The sequence below is a fragment of the Nocardia sp. NPDC056064 genome, from assembly GCF_042266925.1.
Taxonomy (GTDB): Bacteria; Actinomycetota; Actinomycetes; order Mycobacteriales; family Mycobacteriaceae; genus Nocardia.
The window spans coordinates 230,238-249,083 of sequence record NZ_JBHJWO010000003.1 but is presented as its reverse complement, the minus strand read 5'-3'; the positions used below and the strand labels follow the sequence as shown (position 1 = coordinate 249,083).

Genomic DNA, 18,846 nt, shown 5'->3' with positions numbered 1-18,846 from the left:
CGTTTCCCTGCCACCTGGTGGCCGGGTCGGTGTCCGTGTCGCTCTGACTCGAATTAAGTTACGCATCGCCGAACACGAAGTCAAATCGCCTGGTCAGCGCCTGTTTCGTACGCCGTCCATGATCATCGGCGATCGATCAGGGCTGCCAGCCGGGGGCGAACCAGCCGGGGGCGGCCGCGGTGAAGCGGGTGCGGTCCCAGCGACCGGCGCCTTCGGGGATCGCGCCGAGCAGCGGGGTCTCGGTGATCCGGGGCAGGTCGTCGCGATTGCAGCGGGCGGCCAGGTCGGGAGCCGACGGCCAGGAGCCGATGACCAGGCCGGCGCAGGGCACGCCGGCGGCGGCCAGGGTGCGGGTGGTGAGTTCGCTGTGGTTGAGGGTGCCCAGGCCGGCGGCGGCGACCACGAGGACCGGGGCGCCGAGTTTCTGGGCGACGTCGAGGAGGGTGAACTCCCCCATCCGGACGAGCAGGCCGCCCGCGCCTTCGACCAGGACCAGGTCGGCGTCGGTGAGTGCGTCGACGGCGGCGATGGTCTCGTCCAGCGACAGCAGGGGCATGTTCGCGCGGCGGGCGGCGGTGTCGGGGGCCAGTGGCTCCGGGTAGCGGGCGAGTTCGACGGTGCGGGGGACGCCGGACAGACGGGTGACCTCGGCGAGGTCACCGGGTTCGCCGGGGGCGATGCCGGTCTGGGCGGGTTTGCACACCGCGACGGTGCGGCCCGCGGCGGTCGCGGCGGCGGCCAGGGCCGCGGTGACGACGGTCTTGCCGACATCGGTCGAGGTGCCGGTGATCAACAGGATGCTCATGCCGGGACCACCTCCCGGCCACGCGCGGCGGCGAGCACGTCGCCGAGGACCTCGGCGATGGTGTCGAGTTCGGCCTCGGTGAGGTTGGCGCGGGCGGTCAGGCGCAGGCGGGAGGTGCCCTCGGGGACCGACGGCGGACGGAAGCAGCCGACGTCGAGGCCGCGGGCGCGGCAGGCTTGGGCGGCGTCGTAGGCGAGCTGGGCGTCGCCGAGCACCACCGAGACGACGGCGGAGTCCGGGTCGGGGACCCCGGCGATGCGGGCGATGTCGCAGGCGCGGTCCAGGACGCGGGTGGCCATGGTGGGATCGCGGCGCAGCAGGGACAGCGCGGCGCGGGCGGCGCCGACCGCGGCGGGAGCCAGGCCGGTGTCGAAGATGAAGGTGCGGGCGGCGTCGATGAGGTGGGCGCGGATGCGGGCGTCGGCGAGGACGACACCACCCTGGGCGGCGAACGCCTTCGACAGTGTCGCGGTGATGACGAGGTCGGGTTCGCCGGCCAGGCCCAGCTCGTGCACGAGGCCGCGGCCACCGCGACCGCGCACACCGAGACCGTGTGCCTCGTCGACGATCAGGATCGCGCCCGCGGCCCGGGTGACCCGGTGCAGGTCGGCCAGGGGTGCCAGATCGCCGTCGGCGCTGAACACCGAATCGGTGAGGACCAGTGCGCGCTCTTCGGCGCGTTCGCCGAGCAGGCGTTCGACGGCGTCGACATCGCGATGCGCGGCGACGGCGACCCGGGCGCGGGAGAGGCGGCAGGCGTCGACGAGGGAGGCGTGGCTGCCCGCGTCGGAGACGACGAGGGTGCCGCGACCCGCGAGCGCGGTGACCGCGCCGAGGTTGGCGGCATAGCCGGAGGCGAAGACCAATCCTGTTTCGGCGCCGACGAATTCGGCCAGGTCGGCCTCGAGCTCGTCGTGGGCGGCGGTGGTGCCGGTGACCAGGCGGGAGCCGGTGGCCCCGGCGCCCCAGCGGCGCACGGCCGCGATGGCGCCCTCGACCACCTCGGGGTGGCGCACCAGGCCCAGGTAGTCGTTGGAGGCCAGGTCGATGGCGGGCGACTCGGCGGCGCGCACCCGCAGGTGCCTGCGCAGCCCGGCGTCGACCCGCTCGGCCGCGCGCTCGTCCAACCAGCTCAACGGATCCGTAGTCACAGCTGAGGAGCTTACTTGAACGCCGTTCAGGGGCGTCGGGGCGCTCATCGCAGCGACGCCTCGACCGCCGCGCGGACCGCGCCGGCGATGGTGGCGATGTCGTCGGTCGTGCTGATGAACGGGGGCATGGTGTAGACGAGATCGCGGAACGGGCGCAGCCAGGCGCCCGCGGCAACGGCGGCATCGGTGGCGGCGCGCATGTCGACCGGGGTGGCCAGTTGGACGACTCCGATGGCGCCGAGGACGCGCACGTCGGTGACTCCGGCCAGCCCGGCCAGCGGTGCCAGGCCCTCGGTCAGCTCGGTTTCGATGCGCGCGACCTCACCGCGCCAGTCCCGCGAGAGCAGCAGTTCCAGCGAGGCGACGGCGACCGCGCAGGCCAGGGGGTTGCCCATGAAGGTGGGTCCGTGCATGAGGCCGCCGTGGGCGGCGCTGATGGTCTCGGCGATGCGCGGGGTGCACAGGGCGGCCGCGAGGGTGAGGTAGCCGCCGGTCAGGGCCTTGCCGACGCACATCACGTCGGGGGCGACGCCGGCGTGGTCGGCGGCGAAGAGTTCGCCGGTGCGGCCGAAGCCGGTGGCGATCTCGTCGAAGACGAGCAGCACCTCGTTCTCGTCACAGATGCGGCGCAGTTCGGTGAGGTAGCGAGGGTCGTGCCAGCGCATGCCGCCCGCGCCCTGGACGACCGGCTCCACGATGACGGCGGCCAGTTCGTCGCGGTGCTCGCGCACGGCCTCGGCGAGGACGGCGACGTAGGCGGGGTCGAAGTCGCGCGGCGGCGCGGGGACGAAGACCTGCTCGGTGAGGACATCGGTCCACAGCGCGTGCATGCCGCCCTCGGGATCGCAGACGCTCATCGGGGTGAAGGTGTCGCCGTGGTAGCCGCCGCGCCAGGTGAGCAGCCGGTGTTTGCCGGGGCGGCCGACGCCGCGCCAGTACTGCAGGCACATCTTGGTGGCGACCTCGACCGACACCGAGCCGGAATCGCAGAGGAAGACCTTGTCCAGGCCCGCGGGCGTGAGCTCGACCAGCAGCTGGGCCAGCCGGGTCGCGGGCTCGTGGGTGAGGCCGCCGAACATCACGTGACTCATCCGCTGTGACTGGGTCAGCAGGGCCGCGTCGAGCACGGGGTGCCGGTAGCCGTGCACCGCGGCCCACCACGAGCTCATGCCGTCGACCAGTTCGCGCCCGTCGGCCAGGGTGAGCCGGGTGCCCGCCGCGCTCGCGACCACCAGCGGTTCGGTCGTCGCGGGGAAGCCGCCGTAGGGATGCCAGACGTGCTCGGCATCGAGGGCGCTGATCTGCTCCGGAGTCAGGTCCACTGGTTTCCTCGTCGTCGCCCGGTGCCGCCGGAACGACGGCCTTGAACACCGTTCAAGTTATCACCCACCCGGCCCGGCGGACGGGGAGTCGGCCGCCACATCCGCACGCGGACGGGTCATGGATTCCTCTACTGTCGTGGCATGTCGAGCCCGCACGACCGATCCGGTGAGCTGACCGCACTGGGGGTGTGGCCGGGTACCGCGTATCCCCTCGGCGCGACCTACGACGGGGCGGGGACCAACTTCTCGGTGTTCTCCGAAGTGGCGACCGGGGTCGAGCTGTGCCTGATCGGTAAGGACGGCACGGAGACGCGGATCGGGCTCGACGAGGTCGACGGGCACGTCTGGCACGCCTATCTGCCCACCGTCACGCCCGGGCAGCGCTACGGCTTCCGCATCCACGGGCCCTACGAGCCGGAACTCGGGCTGCGCTGCGATCCGAGCAAACTGCTGCTCGATCCGTACGGGAAAGCCTTCGACGGCGAGTTCGTCAACGATCCCTCGCTCTACACCCACGGCCTGGACTCGCTCGGCAAGACGATGACCGGGGTGGTGATCAACCCGTTCTTCGACTGGGGCGCCGACCGGCCGCCGAACCGGCCCTACCACGAGACGGTGATCTACGAGGCGCACGTCAAGGGCATGACGATGACGCATCCCGACGTGCCGCCGGAACTGCGCGGCACCTACGCGGGGCTGGCGCACCCGGCGATCATCGAGCATCTGAAGAGCCTGGGCGTCACCGCGATCGAGCTCATGCCGGTGCACCAGTTCTTCCACGATCACGTGCTCACCGATCAGGGCCTGCGCAACTACTGGGGCTACAACAGCATCGGGTATCTGGCGCCGCACAACCAGTATTCGGCGCGGCCGCGGGGGGACGCCGCGGTCACCGAGTTCAAGGCGATGGTGCGGGCCATGCACGCCGAGGGCATCGAGGTGATCCTCGACGTGGTCTACAACCACACCGGCGAGGGCAATCACTTCGGGCCGACGCTGAGTCTGCGCGGGATCGACAATGCCGCCTACTACCGGCTCGACGAAGCGTCCCCGGAGCACTACCGGGACTACACCGGCACCGGCAACAGCCTCAATGTGCGGCATCCGCACACCTTGCAGCTGATCATGGATTCGCTGCGCTACTGGATCCTGGACATGCACGTCGACGGTTTCCGCTTCGACCTGGCCGCGACGCTGGCACGCGAACTGCACGATGTGGACCGGCTTTCCGCGTTCTTCGACCTGGTGCACCAGGACCCGGTGGTGAGCCAGGTCAAGCTCATCGCCGAGCCGTGGGACGTGGGCGAGGGCGGCTATCAGGTCGGCAACTTCCCCACCCTGTGGACGGAGTGGAACGGCAAGTACCGCGACACCGTGCGCGACTACTGGCGGGGTGAGCCCGCGACGCTGGGCGAGTTCGCGTATCGGCTCACCGGGTCCTCGGATCTGTACGAGTCCACCGGGCGGCGGCCAGGGGCGAGCATCAACTTCGTCACCGCGCACGACGGGTTCACGCTGCGGGATCTGGTGTCCTACAACGAGAAACACAACGACGCCAACGGGGAGGGCAATCGTGACGGGGAGAGTTACAACCGGTCGTGGAACTGCGGGGTGGAGGGGCCGAGCGACGACGCGGCGGTCCTGGCGCTGCGAGCACGGCAGCAGCGCAATCTGCTGGCCACGCTGATCCTGAGCCAGGGCACGCCGATGCTCTCGCACGGTGACGAGATCGGCCGCACCCAATCGGGCAACAACAATGTGTACTGCCAGGATTCGCCGCTGTCGTGGATGGACTGGGCGAGCGCGGACGCCGAGCTGCTGGCGTTCACCCGCTCGGTGATCGCGTTGCGCACCGCGCACCCGATCTTCCGGCGGCGCCGGTTCCTGGCGGCCGGACCGGGCGACGGCGCGCGCGGGCGTGAGATCGGCTGGTTCACCCCGGCGGGCACGGAGATGACCACCGCGGACTGGGACAGCGGCTTCGCCAAGTCGCTGGCCATGCTGCTCGACGGCGACGGCATCCCCGAGCCGGGTCCGCGCGGGGAACGCATCACCGACGACTCGTTCCTGCTGTGCTTCAATGCGCACGACGAAGCGATCGATTTCGTAGTGCCGGGGCCGGAGTTCGGTGTCGAATGGACTCTCGCCCTGGATTGTTCGAACCCCACCGGTGCCGCCGACGCCGTCTTCGCCGCGTCGGCGATACTTCCTGTCCCCAGCCGCTGCCTGCTGGTACTGCGCCGAACCGCCTAGCCGAGACGATGACCGAGACCTACGTGACCGACCCGCTCACCCTGCTGCACCGCGCGCCCATCCGGCCGAGCACGGTGCGCAGCACCTACCGGCTGCAGCTGCGCCCGGACGCGCTGACCTTCGCCGACGCGCGGGCCATCGCCGAATACCTGCAGCAGCTGGGCATCTCGCACCTGTACCTGTCGCCGATCCTGACCGCGACGCACGGGTCGACGCACGGCTACGACGTCACCGATCCGACCACGGTCTCCGCGGCGCTGGGCGGGCCGACCGGGCTCAAGGCGCTCTCGGACGAGGTCCGCAGCCGCGGCATGGGTCTGATCGTGGACCTGGTGCCCAATCATGTGGGTGTGGGCGATCCGCGGCAGAACCCGTGGTGGTGGGATGTGCTGCGCACCGGCCAGAGCTCCAAGTACGCCAAGTTCTTCGACATCGACTGGAGTCAGGGCAACGGCGCCGGTGGCAGGCTGGCGCTGCCGGTGCTGCAGAGCGAGAACGATCCGGCCGCGCTGACCGTCGACCGGTCCGGCCCGGAACCGATGCTGGCCCTGCACGATCTGCGGTTCCCGATCGCGCCGGGCACCGACGGCGACAACGCGCTGCGCATCCACGATCGCCAGCACTACCGGCTGGTGAGCTGGAAGGCGGGCGTGTGCACCTATCGCCGGTTCTTCGCGGTGAGCAGCCTGGCCGCGATCCGGCAGGAGGACCCGGAGGTCTTCGAGGCGACGCACCGGGAGCTGGCAGCCTGGTGTGAGCACGATCTGATCGACGGGGTGCGGGTCGACCATCCGGACGGGCTGGCCCATCCGAGCGCCTATCTCACCCGCCTGCGCAGGCTGATCGGGCCGCAGCGGCTGCTGCTGGTGGAGAAGATCCTGGCCAACCGGGAACCCCTCGACGCGACGCTGCCGGTCGACGGCACCACCGGCTACGACGCGCTCGCCGACCTCGGCGGGGTGCTGCTCGATCCGACCGGTGAGGCACCGCTGACCGAGCTGTCCCAGCAGGTCGCGGGGCACGGCAGCGATCGGGCCTGGTTCGGCGAGACCGAGCACCGGATCAAACGCGCGGTGGCCGAGACCATTCTGGCGCCGGAGATCCGGCGGCTGGTCGCGGCGATCAAACGCGACGGCAACGCGGGCAGTTTCGACACGCTCTCGGTGAGCAACGCGACCATCGAGGTGCTGGCGTTCATGCCGGTCTACCGGGTGGACTACGCGCCGCTGGCGGGGATCACCGCGGCGGTGGTCGCGGAGGTGGAGAAGCGCAATGCCGAGCTGACCGCGCCGCTGTCGGTGCTGGTCACCGCGCTGGCGGTGGGTGGTGAGGCGGCCACGCGGTTCTCGCAGGTGTGCGGGGCGATCACCGCGAAGTCGGTCGAGGACACCATGTTCTATCAGGCCGCGCGGCTGGTCTCGCTGCAGGAGGTCGGCGGGAATCCGGCGCGGTTCGGGCATTCGATCAACGACTTCCATCTGTCCAACAGTGAACGCGCGCAGCGCTGGCCCGCCACCATGACGACGCTGTCCACCCACGACACCAAGCGCGGCGAGGATGTGCGGGCCCGGATCGGGGTGCTCTCGCAGGTGGCCGATGTGTGGGCGCTGCGGGTGCGCGGCTGGCTGGAGACCACCCCCGCGCCGGACGGGGCGACGGCACTGTTCCTGTTGCAGAACATGTTCGGGGTGTGGCCCGCCGACGGGCGGCCCGCGTCGTCGGTGCCGGGACTGCGCGATCGGCTGCACCTGTTCGCGGAGAAGTCGATGCGCGAGGCCGGGGTGAAGACCTCCTGGGAGGAGCCCGACGCGTCGTTCGAGTCGGCGGTGCACGGCTGGCTGGACGCGGTGATCGACGGGCCGGTGGGGACCGGGATCGGCGATCTGGCCCATGAACTGGCCCCGCACGCCTGGTCGGACGCGGTGGCGCAGAAGCTGTTGCAGCTGTGCGGCCCCGGGATTCCGGACATCTACCAGGGCACCGAGCTGTGGGAGGACTCGCTGGTCGACCCGGACAACCGGCGGCCGGTCAATTTCGCGGTGCGCGCGGGGATGCTCCAATCCCTCACCGACACACCGACCTTGGACACCACCGGTGCCGCGAAGATGTGGGTGGTCGCCTACGCGCTGTGGCTGCGCCGGGAGCGGCCGGAGTGCTTCGTGGGCGGGATGTACCGGCCGCTGTACGCCGTCGGCGAGCACGCGCACCGGTTCGTCGCCTACGGTCGCGGGCCCGCCGGGGAGGAGCCGGAGGTGATCGTCGCGGCGGCCCGGCATTCGGTGGGGCTGGCGCCGACCGGCTGGCTGGACACCACACTGCCGCTGCCGGAGGGCAATTGGACCGACCGGCTGACCGGCAACACCTACGCGGGGATCGCCAGAGCCGACGCCCTGTTCGCGCGGCTGCCGGTCGCGCTGCTGGTGCGCTGATCACGACGACGCGGGGCCACCGGAGGGTGGCCCCGCGCTCGCCGGGGGTTCAGCGGGTGCGGCGCAGCCCCAGGTACTGCAGGGCCGCGAAGGCGCCGACGGTCACCGACTGCATGACCGTCCACACCGCGCCGACCGTGGTCGGGCTCAGCGCGCCGCTGAGCAGGGCCGCCAGGCTCGCCACGACCCAGGCCGAGTTGCCGAGGGCCACCGCGGCCGTCGCGGGCCGGTTGACCGGGGTGCGGGTACCGATCACGGCGACCGCCAGGCCGTACACCGTGAGGAACACCCCGATCGCGCGGCCGAGGCCGGCGTCCAGGCCGAGCAGGGTCTCCAGCGGCTGGGCCAGGGCGAGGTAGGCCAGGCCGTTGGCGGTGGTGACGACGGCGTCCAGGCGCAGCGAGAACGGCAGCAGGTTCTCCCCGGCGACGAGGGCGGACAGACGGGACGGGGTGGCGGTGGTCATGGCGGAACTCCTTGGCTGAGCGGGGATGTCAGGCGGTGGCGGGCACCTGGTCGAGGAAGCCGTAGACGCTGTCGATGCGTCCGCCGGCGAGGACGGCGACGTCGAAGCCGATCACCACGGGCTCGCCGTCGGCGGGGCCGAGGCCCCAGGTGAAGCGGACCTGGTCGTGGTGGGCGTCGACCGGGCCCGCCAGGCGGAAGGTCCAGTCGGGGAACTGGGTCTGCACGCCGGCGATGGCGGCCTCGAGCTCGGCGTGGCCGGTGACGGCCACCAGCGGGTCGACGTAGCGGGCCTCTTCGGTGAACAGGCGGGTCACCGCGGCGCGGCGGGCACCGGGCTCGCGGGTGTTCCAGGTCTCCAGGTACTGCGCGACGACGGTGTTCATCTCGACCTCCGAAATAGGCTTTGAGCTGGTGTTTCGCGGGTTGTTCCTGCGATGACACCTACGTTATGGCGCCGGTGGGGGTCGTCGAATCAGTCGCCTATAGGTACTTTCGCGGCCGGGCTACCGGTACGGCGCTAGCGTGGTGCGCATGCTGCACGGACGCGACGCCGAACAGGCCAGGATCGACGAGCTGCTCGCGGCGGCACGGGCCGGGCGCAGCGGGGCGCTGGTCTTGCGCGGCGAGGCGGGAATCGGCAAGTCGGCGCTGCTGGATTACGCGGCAGCGCAAGGGGTTCCGACGGTGCGCAGCGCGGGGATCGAGTCCGAGGCCGAATTGCCGTTCGCGGCACTGCATCTGCTGGTCCGGCCGGGGATGGCACTGGTGCCGGGATTGCCGCCGCGGCAGCGGGAGGCGCTCGAGGCCGCCTTCGGGCTCGGTGACGGGACTCCGGCGGACCGCATGCTGATCGGGCTCGCGGTGCTGACGCTGCTGGCAGAGGAAGCCGCCGACGGTCCGCTGCTGTGCCTGATCGACGACGCGCACTGGCTGGACCGGGCCAGCGCGGAGGCGCTGTTGTTCGCCGCGCGCAGGCTCGACGCCGAGGGTGTGGTCATCCTGTTCGCCACCCGGCCCGGCCCCGAAGATTTCCCCGCGCCCGGTCTGCCGGAGCTCGTGGTACCGGGACTGCGACCGGAGGCGGCGGCCGCGCTGCTGGACACGGGCCCGGTCCGGCTCTCCCCCGCCGAGCGGTATCGGCTGCTCACCGAGTCGGGCGGCAATCCGCTGGCGCTGCTGGAACTTCCGTCGACCATCGGTGCCACGGGGCCGATCGGGACGCAGCCGCCTGCGCTCACCCAGCGGCTGCAGCTGGCCTTCCACGGGCGGGTCCTCCGCTTGCCCGCCGCCACCCGCACGGTGCTGCTGGTGGCCGCGGCGGCCGGGTCGCCGCAGCTGGCGCCGGTGTTGCGCGCCGCGGACTCCCTCGGCGCGGGGCTCGACGATCTCCAGCCCGCCCAGGACGCGGAGCTGGTGCGCACTGACGGCGCGGCGCTCACCTGGCGGCATCCGCTGCTGCGCGCGGCGGTCTACCAGGGCGCGGCGCTCACCCAGCGCCTGGCCGCGCACCGCGCCCTGGCGGCCGCGTTCGACACCGAGGACACCGCCGACCTGCACGCCTGGCACCGGGCCTGCGCCGCCACCGGCCCGGACGAGACGACCGCGACCCTGCTCGAGCACACCGCCGAGCGTGCCCGGCGCCGCAACGGTTTCCACGGCGCGGTCGCCGCCTACGAGCGCGCCGCCGCGCTCGGCGTCACCGAGGGCGACCGGTGTCGCAGGCTGGTCCTCGCAGCCGAGATGGCGACCGAGGCGGGACTCACCGACAAGGCGGTGGCGCTGGCCGAGCGGGCCGCGGCACCGGGTACCGACCACTCGGTCGAGCTGCGCCTGGCCCTGGTCCACGCGCAGGCCGATTTCGCCTCGGGTGTCCCAGCCGCCGCGCATCGGCGATTGTTGGCGGCCGCGCTAACGGCGCGAACAGGTGATCCAGGCGGGGCTGCGCGCACGGGCGATCCGGAGGGGATTGCGCACAGCGGTAATCCGGACAGGGCAGGGCACACCGGCGATCCGGGTACGGCGGCGCGCATTCTCACCCGGGCGGTGCATGCCGCGTGGTATCTGGGTCCGGCGGAGATCGCCGAGGTGGCCGAGGTGCTGGCGACACTGCCGCTGGTCGACCGCGATCCGGTGACGCCGATCGTGCGGTATCTGACCACGGCGGTCGCCGGGCACCGCACGGTCGACCTGCGCACAGCCGCCGCGCTGGCCAGGGCCAACGGCGCGGACAGTCCGGCTGATCTGGTGCAGCTGTGCGGCAGCGGATTGGTCGTCGGGCAGGACGAGCAGGTGGGTGAGCTGGCCGAGGAACTGATCGGCGAATGCCGCGAGCAGGGCCGGATCGGGGTGCTCGCGCCGCTGCTGTTCTTCCGGTCGGAGGCGCAGCTGTTCGCGGGCAGGCCAGGGGCTGCCCGGGTCGGCGCCGAGGAAGGACTGCGCATCGCCGAGGACCTCGGACAGGCGCACTGGGTGGGGCAGCTCAGCGCGTTCCTGGCGTATCTGGCGGCCCAGCGCGGCGACGAGGACGCGACGCGCGCGCGGGCCGAGCGGGCGACGGCCGAGGAGTTCGGCGGTGCGCGCGCGGTCGGCGCGTCTTGGGCGCACGCGGCGCTGGGACTGCTCGCGCTCGGGCAGGGCAGGCTCGAGGCGGCGCGCGCGGAGCTGGCGCACATGTCGGTCGAACCGGCCCGGCACCACGTCAGCGGGTTGCGCGCGCTCCCCGACCGGATCGAAGTGGCCGCCCGGCTCGGCGCGACCGAGGACGCGACTGCCGCCTTGGACGACCTCGCCGCCTGGGCAGAGCGGGCCGATCAGGAGTGGATCACCGCGTTGGTGGCGCGCGGCCGGGCACTGCTGGCCGACGGACCCGACGCCGAAACGCACTTCGTGGCCGCGCTGACCGCGAATCGCCCGTTCGACGAGGCCCGCACGCGGCTGCTCTACGGCGAATGGCTGCGCCGGGAGAAACGCAAGGTCGACGCGCGCGCCCAGCTGGAACAGGCCATGGCCGGGTTCGACCGGCTCGGGGCCGGGCCGTGGCGCGAGCGGGCCCGCACCGAACTCGGGGCGCTGGGCGTCGGCACCGGGGCGCCGGCGAGCGCGGGGCCGCTGAGTGTGCTCACGCCACAGGAGTCACAGATCGTGCGGCTGGCGGCACAGGGGTTGTCGAATCGGGAGATCGCGGCGCGTCTGTTCCTGAGCCACCGCACGGTCGGGCATCACCTGTACAAGGCGTATCCGAAGCTGGGCGTGCTCTCGCGCGGCGAGCTGAAAGAGCTCGCGCTGACGGAGTGAATCAGGCGCGCACGGCGCCGACGGTCCAGCGCAGCGCGGCGACGGCGGCCGCGACCAGCACGGCGGCCTGCGGCGACCCGAGGACCAGCAGCAGCACGGCGCCGACCACGAATCCGGCGACCAGCGCCTCGAGCTTGTAGAGCGGCCAGGCACTGCCCGCGATGTCGACCGTCGCGGGTGCTGTCGAAGGGGTGACCACTGCCATGCACACAGGATAGGCGCACAGAAGAGTTCGGTCCACCGAACTTTGCCGGGACGCACTGTCGGGAACATCACACCGCGGCCGATCGTTGTGCAGGTCATGCCACTGACAGGAGAGTACGCACCGAGCACTTCGGACTGGGCCCGCGAACAGGCCGAGACCTACGAGAACTCCGGCGGAGCCGACGGCACCTCGTTGCAGGGCAAGCCCGTCATCCTGCTCACCACCAAGGGCGCCAAGACCGGCAAGCTGCGCAAGACGCCGCTGATGCGGGTCGAGCACGACGGCGAATACGCCGTGGTGGCCTCATTGGGCGGCGCGCCCAAGAACCCCGTCTGGTACTACAACATCAAGGCCCATCCGCAGGTGGAGCTGCGCGACGGGACGGTCAACAAGGACTACACCGCGCGCGAGGTCACCGGCGCGGAGAAGGCGCAGTGGTGGGAGCGGGCCGTCGCGGTCTGGCCCGACTACGCCGAGTACCAGAAGAAGACCGATCGCGAGATCCCGGTCTTCGTCCTCACTCCCAGCTAGCCGCCGGGCGCCCGGCCACCTGTCCCGGCGGCGGGTGGCCGGGCCCCACACGGCCCTCGGTAGCATTGCCGGGGTGTCCCCTATCGCTGACGTCGCCGAAGTATCCGTATCCCGTCCGCCGCTGACCGCGGACGAGATCGACGCCGCCGCCAAGCGAATTTCCGACATCATCGAGCCGACACCGCTGCAGTACAGCGCGCGGTTGTCGGCCCAGACCGGTGCCCAGGTCTACCTCAAGCGCGAAGACCTCACCGCCGTGCGCTCCTACAAGCTGCGCGGCGCCTACAACCTGATGGTCCAGCTCACCGCCGCCGAACGCGCGGCGGGTGTGGTCGCGGCCAGCGCGGGCAACCACGCGCAGGGCGTGGCGTTCGCGTGCAAGGCCATGGGTGTGCGCGGGCGCATCTACGTGCCGACCACCACCCCCAAGCAGAAGCGTGACCGCATCCGCGTGCACGGCGGCGAGTTCGTGCAGCTCATCGCCATCGGCGAGACCTACGACGCGGCCGCCGCGGCCGCCGCCGAGGACGTCGCCCGGACCGGCGCGACCCGGGTGCCCCCGTTCGACGACCCGCGCACCGCCGCCGGGCAGGGCACCATCGCCGCGGAGTTCCTCGAGCAGCTCGGGACCGCGCCGGATCTGGTGATCGTCCCGGTCGGTGGCGGTGGCTGCCTGGCCGGTATCGGCACCTATCTGCGCGAACGCGCGCCGCAGGCCGGTCTGCTCGGGGTGGAGCCCGCGGGCGCCGCCTCGATGACCGCCGCGCTGGTGGCCGGCGCGCCGGTCACCCTGCCCGAGATCGACCCGTTCGTCGACGGTGCCGCCGTGCGCCGCATCGGCGACCTGCCCTATCGGGCCGCGGCCTCCTTCGGCGGGGCCGTGGTCTCGCACGCCTCGCTGCCGCTGCTCACCACGACCGGCATCCCCACCGGCACCGCGTCGTTCCGGATGATGCAGGTCGACGAGGGCGCGATCTGCACCGCGATGCTCGATCTCTACCAGAACGAGGGCATCATCGCCGAGCCCGCGGGCGCGCTGGCCACCGCGGCGCTGGCCGAGGTGTCCGTCGAACCGGGCTCGACCGTGGTGGTGCTGGTCTCCGGCGGCAACAACGATGTGTCGCGCTACGGCGAGATCATCGAGCGCTCGCTGGTGCACCGCGGCCTCAAGCACTATTTCCTGGTGGACTTCCCGCAGGAGCCGGGCGCGCTGCGCCGGTTCCTCGACGACGTCCTCGGCCCCGACGACGACATCACCATGTTCGAGTACGTCAAGCGCAACAACCGGGAGACCGGGGCCGCGCTGGTCGGTATCGAACTCGGCGCCACCGACGACCTGGCCTCGCTGCTGCACCGCATCGAGGAGTCCCCGATCCAGGCCGAGCGCCTGGAACCGGGTTCCCCCGCCTACCGCTACCTGACCTGAGGGCTTACGCGGCCACGCGGTCGATACCGGCCGCGCGGTCGCGGGTGGCGCGCACCCCCGACAGGACCAGCGGCAGGACCCAGGCCATGGCGGGCTGGTCGTAGGCCAGCGTGGTCTGGTCGAGGCGGTTGTGCACGTAGGCCACCGACAGTCCCGAGGCCGGGTCGACCCAGCCGAAGGACCCGCCGAGCCCGATGTGCCCGAAGCCGTGCCGGGCGCCGACCAGCGGGAACGAGTGGTAGCCCAGGTGCCACATCATCGGCAGGTAGAACAGCGCGTGGTCGAGCCGGTAGGTCTGCACGCGGCGGATGGCGCGGTGGGTGTGCGCGCTCAGGTACGGCCGCCCGTCGACGGTGACGCCGTCGGCCAGTGCCGCGTACATCCGGGCCAGACCGGTCGCCGTGCACACGCCGTTGCCCGCGGGCATCTCGGTGTCCAGGATCGGCGGGTCCTCGCCGTCGAGGATGCCGTGCAGGCCGGGCACGAACAGGCAGCGCGCCGCCGCGCCCAGCGCACCCGGGACGTGCCTGCCCACCCGGCCGAGCACATTCGCCGCCACCGGGTGCCCGACCGCGCTCAGGTGCGCGCCCGCGAGCGGGGCGTAGTCGGTCGACGAGCCCGCCGCCGGGCGGCCGAGATGGATGCCGTCGATGCCGAGCGGTTCGGCCACCTCGGTGCGGATGAGTTCGCCCATGCCGCGGCCGGTGACCGCCCTGGCCAGGCCCGCGAGCAGCCAGCCGTAGGTGAGCGCGTGATAGGCGGGCACCCCGCGCAGCCGGTCGGGCGCGGCCAGGGCCAGGCGGTCCTCCATCAGTTCGTGATCGAGGGATTCGGCGGCGGTGTCGGCGACGGCGGGCAGCGAGGACAGCCCGGCCCGGTGGGTGAGCACATCGGCGACGGTGATCGCGCCCTTGCCGTTGGCGGCGAAGCGCGGCCAGTACTCGGCGATCGGGGCGCGGTAGTCGATCAGGCCGCGATCGGCGAGGCGGTGGATGACGGTGGCGGTGACGCCCTTGGTCGCGGAGAAGACGATGGTGCCGGTCTCCGCGCTCCAGGGCCGGTCCCCCGTGCTGCCCGCCCACAGGTGGGCCAACGGTTCGCCGTGCCGGTGGATCGCGAGGGAACCGCCCGCGCCGCGGCGGTGGCCGACCAGGGTGGCGAAGGCGCGCACCAGCGGACCGAATCCGGCCGGGGCGTAACCGCCGACACCGGCCGGGAGGGCAGCACTGTCCTGCCCGTAAGCGTCGTTGCTCATCGCTCAACCGTACGGTCGGACTCTCGGCCGGGCAATGGGCGGACACCGACCGTGGCCGAGCCGTGCCCGGCCGTCATCAGTCGGTGACCACGGTGCCCGCGCCGTCACCTTCCTCCAGCACCGCGAAGCTGTGGCCGGAAACCAGTGTGCCCGCGCCGCTTTCGGTCGCCGGGGACCAGGCCAGCAGGACGCGGCCGTGTACCGGGATCACCGCGTCGTCCTCGGCGAGGTTGCACACCACCGAGATTCGTCCGCGCCGCAGCACGAACCAGCGCCGCGCCTCGTCGTAGTCGGCCCAGACGCGGTCCAGCCAGGGATCACCGAACTCCGGGCGGGCCTTGCGCAGGGCGAGCAGGGCGCGGTAGCAGGCGAGCAGCCGGGCGTGTGGTTCGCGGCCGGGTTCGGTCCAGTCCAGCCGGGAGCGGGTGAAGGTGTCCGGGTCCTGCGGGTCGGGGACATCGTCGGTGGCCCAGCCGTGTGCGGCGAACTCCGCGCGGCGGCCCGCGGCGGTGGCGGCGCCGATCACCGGATCGGTGTGCGAGGTGAAGAACTGGAACGGGGTGCGCGCGCCCCATTCCTCGCCCATGAACAGCATCGGGGTGCTCGCCGAGAGCAGCACCAGCGCCGCCTTCACCGCGAGTTGCCCGGGGGTGAGGTAGGCGCTGGGGCGGTCGCCGAGGGCACGGTTGCCGATCTGGTCGTGGTTGCAGGTGTAGCCGAGCAGGGCGCTGGCGGGGATCAGCTCGCGCGGGATCGGCAGCCCGTGGGTGCGGCCGCGGAAGCTGGAATAGGTGGCGGCGTGGAAGAACCCGTGCGTGAGGGTCTGGGCCAGGCAGGCCAGGGAGCCGAAATCGGCGTAGTAGCCCTGGCGTTCGCCGGAGACCGCGGTGTGCACGGCGTGGTGCAGGTCGTCGTTCCACTGCCCGGTCAGGCCGTAGCCGCCCGCGGCGCGCGGAGTGATCAGGCGGGGGTCGTTGAGGTCGCTCTCGGCGATCAGGGTGAGCGGGCGGCCCACTTGTGCCGAGAGCGCGGTGGTTTCGACGGTGAGCTCTTCGAGCAGGTGGGTGGCGGTGTGGTCGACGAGGGCGTGCACGGCGTCCAGCCGCAGTGCGTCGAGGTGGAACTCGCGCAGCCAGCGCAGGGCGTTGTCGATGATGTGGCGGCGCACCGCGTCGGAACCGGGACCGTCCAGGTTCAGGCTCTGGCCCCAGGTGTTGCGGCCGCCGGCGAGGTAGGGACCGAAGCGCGGGAGGTAGTTGCCGGAGGGGCCGAGATGGTTGTAGACCACGTCCAGGCAGACCGCCAGGCCGCGGGCGTGGCAGGCGTCGACGAAGCGTTGCAGGCCGTCGGGGCCGCCGTAGCTCTCCTGCACCGCGTACCAGAGCACACCGTCGTAGCCCCAGTTGTGGGTGCCGTCGAAGGCGTTGACCGGCATCAGTTCGACCGTGGTGACGCCGAGCCCGACCAGGTGGTCGAGCTTGCCGATCGCCGCGTCGAAGGTGCCCTCGGGGGTGAAGGTGCCCAGGTGCAGTTCGTAGAACACCGCGCCCGCCAGCTGCCTGCCGGTCCAGCCGTGGTCGGTCCAGGCGGCGGGGTCCAGGTCGTGGACCGCCGAGCGGGCGTGCACCCCGTCGGGCTGCCGGGGTGAGCGCGGGTCGGGCAGCACGGTGGGATCGTCGTCGATCAGGAACCCGTAGCGGGCGCCCTGCGCCGCCTGTGCCCTGGTCGACCACCAGCCGCCGCCGTTGCGCCGCATGGGGTGCGCGTCCCCGTCCAGGTGCAGCCGCACCGACCCCGCCTCCGGCGCCCACACCCGAAACAGCCTCATCGGCCCAGCATCGCACGCGTCGCCGTGGCTCGCGCGGGCAACGATCGCGGGTGCTCAGGACGCGTGCGAGATCACCCCGACCGGGCCCGCGCCCACACACAGCGACTGGTCGGCGTCGAACGCGCGGATCCGCAGCGCCGATCCCCCACCCAGCAGCCGCACGTAGACGGTGTTGAGGCCGCGGCGCACCTCGGCGGTCGTCTCGGTGTCACCGTCGAAGGACACCGCGATGCGGCCGTCGCGCTCGGCGAGGTAGTTGAGCTGGACGGTCCAGTCGCGGATCTGCATGGGCCCGTCCAGGGGCAGGACGGCGGACGTGGTGCCACGGACGCGATGCCCGCAGCCCGGATCGGCGACGATGGCGCGGTTCCACCACACGTTCGCGTCGACGATCTCGCCGGTGTCGGTGATCATCCGCAGTGTCGGTGTCCACAGGGCGAACGTGGTCGGGGTGGCGAGCGGGGCGAAGACGTGGTCGGTCATGTTCTCGGGAAAGGCCAAGGGGTTCAGGACGTTCCAGGGGACTTCCTGCGGGAGCAGGGGCGCGTCGGCGGTGGGCAGGGAGGCGCGCACGCCGGTGACGTAGGTGCGGGCGGGGCTGGGTTCCCAGGCGTGGGTGAAGGTGACGGTGGAGTAGACGCTGCTCGCGAGGAAGAGGATCGTGGCGGCGATGGGCACGCGTCGCCCTCGGATCGCGGGTCGCCCCGGCACGGCGGCCGAACGCGGGGGCGTCATCGTGAGCAGGGCCAGGGCGATGGTGGCGACGACGGCGAAATCGGCGAAGTAGCGCAGGGATTGGAGCAGCAGGCCCGCGGTGCCGGGGCCGTCGCGGAGCAGGACGACCGGGGCGATGGTGGCGACGGCGTAGGCGATGGTGGCGAGCCAGATCGGTACGACGCGGCGGCGGGTGCGGATCGTCCACGCGGCGAACAGGATCAGGGCGATCCAGGATGCGATGACCGCGAGCATCGGCGGGTCGGCCCACGGAGTCGCGGGCTGCCAGCGTTCCCAGCGCCACGGCCCACCGAACAGGCCGGGAACCAGCCCGTCCGAGAGTGCGCGACGCACCAGGATTCCCGGGTGTTCCGGGCCGGACAGCCCGCGCGGGCGTTCGATCACCAGCAGAAAACACGCCGCCCAGGCCAGCAGCACCGCCCCGGCCGCGGTCCACAGCGCGGCACCGCGCCGGGCGACCTCGCGCACCGGCTCCCCCGCCACAGACGCCGCGAGCACCACCACCGCGAACGCGACCGGCAGCACCACCACCGACTTCTCGAACGAGAGCAGCGCCAGCGCGAACACCAGTGCCCCCGAGACCGCGTATCGGCGGCGCCCGGTGCGCACCAGCAGCACCGCGTCGGCACTCACCCAGGCCAGCGCGATCTGGAGCGGCAGCGCGTTCACCGCGGCCGCCCACCAGGCGAACGCGGGTACGGCGAGCGGGACGAACAGGAAGAACAGCAGCGGGCCGAGCAGTCGCACGCGAGGGCCGAGCAACACCAGCAGCAGACGCAGGACCGCCAGTGAGGCCAGCGCTTGCAGGAGGAGCAGGACCGCGGCCGCGAGCGTCCAGTCCAGCGGGGCCACGGTGGTGACGAGCCAGGTCAGGGCCAGCGCCAGCGGCATGACATGCCCGTCGTGGCTGGTGAACAGCAGTTCCGATGACCACAGCGGCTGGCTGCCCACCCGGCCGATCAGCAGGTAGTCGTCCCAGTAGAAGAAGCCGGAAGCCGCCACCCAGCCGCGCAACACCAGCTGCGCGAGGATCGCCGTCACCGCGACGATCAGGACCGTCCGGGCGGTCGGGGTGGGCCGCGACGATCGCGGCGAGTCCTCCGGACGGGGTGGCGAGTCGAGCAGCGGCGCGGACGTCACGCCT

General features: G+C 72.1%; 14 protein-coding genes. 5 read left to right on the top strand and 9 right to left on the bottom strand.

Annotated elements, in window-relative coordinates:
• Positions 1 to 136: 136 nt before the first annotated feature.
• From bioD to ACFC06_RS27725, 3 genes are read right to left on the bottom strand one after another with little or no spacing between them, the layout of a single operon-like run.
• A complete protein-coding gene (gene bioD / locus ACFC06_RS27735) occupies positions 137 to 805 on the bottom strand; it encodes a dethiobiotin synthase (RefSeq protein ID WP_375937924.1) in 669 nt (222 codons plus the stop codon).
• A complete protein-coding gene (locus ACFC06_RS27730) occupies positions 802 to 1,956 on the bottom strand; it encodes an 8-amino-7-oxononanoate synthase (RefSeq protein ID WP_375937921.1) in 1,155 nt (384 codons plus the stop codon). The genes bioD and ACFC06_RS27730 overlap by 4 nt, the downstream gene beginning before the upstream one ends.
• A gap of 44 nt (positions 1,957 to 2,000) precedes the next feature.
• Entirely contained in the window at positions 2,001 to 3,278 is a 1,278-nt protein-coding gene (locus tag ACFC06_RS27725) for an adenosylmethionine--8-amino-7-oxononanoate transaminase (protein ID WP_375937918.1), read from the bottom strand.
• Between the two features lie 141 nt (positions 3,279 to 3,419).
• Between ACFC06_RS27725 and glgX the strand changes: the two genes are divergently transcribed.
• Together glgX and treY are read left to right on the top strand one after the other, a co-directional pair.
• Positions 3,420 to 5,531 (top strand): glycogen debranching protein GlgX, encoded by a 2,112-nt coding sequence (gene glgX / locus ACFC06_RS27720; RefSeq protein WP_375937915.1) that lies wholly within the window; start codon positions 3,420 to 3,422, stop codon positions 5,529 to 5,531.
• An 8-nt stretch (positions 5,532 to 5,539) separates the two neighbouring features.
• A complete protein-coding gene (gene treY, locus ACFC06_RS27715) occupies positions 5,540 to 7,960 on the top strand; it encodes a malto-oligosyltrehalose synthase (RefSeq protein ID WP_375937912.1) in 2,421 nt (806 codons plus the stop codon).
• A gap of 49 nt (positions 7,961 to 8,009) precedes the next feature.
• On the opposite strand, the gene ACFC06_RS27710 is transcribed toward treY, so the two are convergent.
• Together ACFC06_RS27710 and ACFC06_RS27705 are read right to left on the bottom strand one after the other, a co-directional pair.
• Positions 8,010 to 8,426 carry a hypothetical protein gene (locus tag ACFC06_RS27710; RefSeq protein WP_375937909.1) on the bottom strand — a complete coding sequence of 139 codons (417 nt, stop codon included), beginning with the start codon at positions 8,424 to 8,426 and terminating at the stop codon, positions 8,010 to 8,012.
• 28 nt (positions 8,427 to 8,454) lie between these two features.
• Positions 8,455 to 8,811 (bottom strand): nuclear transport factor 2 family protein, encoded by a 357-nt coding sequence (locus tag ACFC06_RS27705; RefSeq protein ID WP_375937906.1) that lies wholly within the window; start codon positions 8,809 to 8,811, stop codon positions 8,455 to 8,457.
• A 148-nt stretch (positions 8,812 to 8,959) separates the two neighbouring features.
• On the opposite strand from ACFC06_RS27705, the gene ACFC06_RS27700 reads away from it, so the two are divergent.
• Positions 8,960 to 11,722, top strand: coding sequence for an AAA family ATPase (locus ACFC06_RS27700; RefSeq protein ID WP_375937903.1), 2,763 nt, complete (start codon positions 8,960 to 8,962; stop codon positions 11,720 to 11,722).
• 1 nt (position 11,723) lies between these two features.
• Here ACFC06_RS27700 and ACFC06_RS27695 read toward each other — a convergent pair whose 3' ends face one another.
• Positions 11,724 to 11,927: a hypothetical protein gene (locus ACFC06_RS27695; protein WP_375937900.1), complete on the bottom strand. Its 204-nt coding sequence runs from the start codon at positions 11,925 to 11,927 to the stop codon at positions 11,724 to 11,726.
• A gap of 96 nt (positions 11,928 to 12,023) precedes the next feature.
• Between ACFC06_RS27695 and ACFC06_RS27690 the strand changes: the two genes are divergently transcribed.
• Both ACFC06_RS27690 and ilvA read left to right on the top strand, forming a co-directional pair.
• Positions 12,024 to 12,458 carry a nitroreductase family deazaflavin-dependent oxidoreductase gene (locus ACFC06_RS27690; protein ID WP_375937897.1) on the top strand — a complete coding sequence of 145 codons (435 nt, stop codon included), beginning with the start codon at positions 12,024 to 12,026 and terminating at the stop codon, positions 12,456 to 12,458.
• Positions 12,459 to 12,540: 82 nt separating this feature from the next.
• Positions 12,541 to 13,884, top strand: coding sequence for a threonine ammonia-lyase IlvA (ilvA, locus tag ACFC06_RS27685; RefSeq protein WP_375937971.1), 1,344 nt, complete (start codon positions 12,541 to 12,543; stop codon positions 13,882 to 13,884).
• A 4-nt stretch (positions 13,885 to 13,888) separates the two neighbouring features.
• Here ilvA and ACFC06_RS27680 read toward each other — a convergent pair whose 3' ends face one another.
• The 3 genes from ACFC06_RS27680 to ACFC06_RS27670 form a co-directional block, all read right to left on the bottom strand.
• Positions 13,889 to 15,139, bottom strand: a complete 1,251-nt coding sequence (locus tag ACFC06_RS27680; protein ID WP_375937895.1) for a serine hydrolase domain-containing protein — start codon at positions 15,137 to 15,139, stop codon at positions 13,889 to 13,891.
• A 76-nt stretch (positions 15,140 to 15,215) separates the two neighbouring features.
• The gene (gene treZ, locus ACFC06_RS27675) at positions 15,216 to 16,967 is read right to left on the bottom strand and encodes a malto-oligosyltrehalose trehalohydrolase (RefSeq protein ID WP_375937892.1); all 1,752 of its coding nucleotides are present in this window, start codon (positions 16,965 to 16,967) and stop codon (positions 15,216 to 15,218) included.
• Between the two features lie 54 nt (positions 16,968 to 17,021).
• Entirely contained in the window at positions 17,022 to 18,842 is a 1,821-nt protein-coding gene (locus ACFC06_RS27670; RefSeq protein ID WP_375937889.1) for a hypothetical protein, read from the bottom strand.
• Positions 18,843 to 18,846 lie beyond the last annotated feature (4 nt).

Excerpts from the sequence above, each read along its gene's own strand:
- treZ (WP_375937892.1), bottom strand. The coding sequence starts at position 16,967 with ATGAGGCTGTTTCGGGTGTGGGCGCCGGAGGCGGGGTCGGTGCGGCTG.
- glgX (WP_375937915.1), top strand. The coding sequence starts at position 3,420 with ATGTCGAGCCCGCACGACCGATCCGGTGAGCTGACCGCACTGGGGGTG.
- ACFC06_RS27705 (WP_375937906.1), bottom strand. The coding sequence starts at position 8,811 with ATGAACACCGTCGTCGCGCAGTACCTGGAGACCTGGAACACCCGCGAG.
- ACFC06_RS27695 (WP_375937900.1), bottom strand. The coding sequence starts at position 11,927 with ATGGCAGTGGTCACCCCTTCGACAGCACCCGCGACGGTCGACATCGCG.
- ACFC06_RS27710 (WP_375937909.1), bottom strand. The coding sequence starts at position 8,426 with ATGACCACCGCCACCCCGTCCCGTCTGTCCGCCCTCGTCGCCGGGGAG.
- bioD (WP_375937924.1), bottom strand. The coding sequence starts at position 805 with ATGAGCATCCTGTTGATCACCGGCACCTCGACCGATGTCGGCAAGACC.
- ACFC06_RS27700 (WP_375937903.1), top strand. The coding sequence starts at position 8,960 with ATGCTGCACGGACGCGACGCCGAACAGGCCAGGATCGACGAGCTGCTC.
- ACFC06_RS27690 (WP_375937897.1), top strand. The coding sequence starts at position 12,024 with ATGCCACTGACAGGAGAGTACGCACCGAGCACTTCGGACTGGGCCCGC.
- ACFC06_RS27680 (WP_375937895.1), bottom strand. The coding sequence starts at position 15,139 with ATGAGCAACGACGCTTACGGGCAGGACAGTGCTGCCCTCCCGGCCGGT.
- treY (WP_375937912.1), top strand. The coding sequence starts at position 5,540 with ATGACCGAGACCTACGTGACCGACCCGCTCACCCTGCTGCACCGCGCG.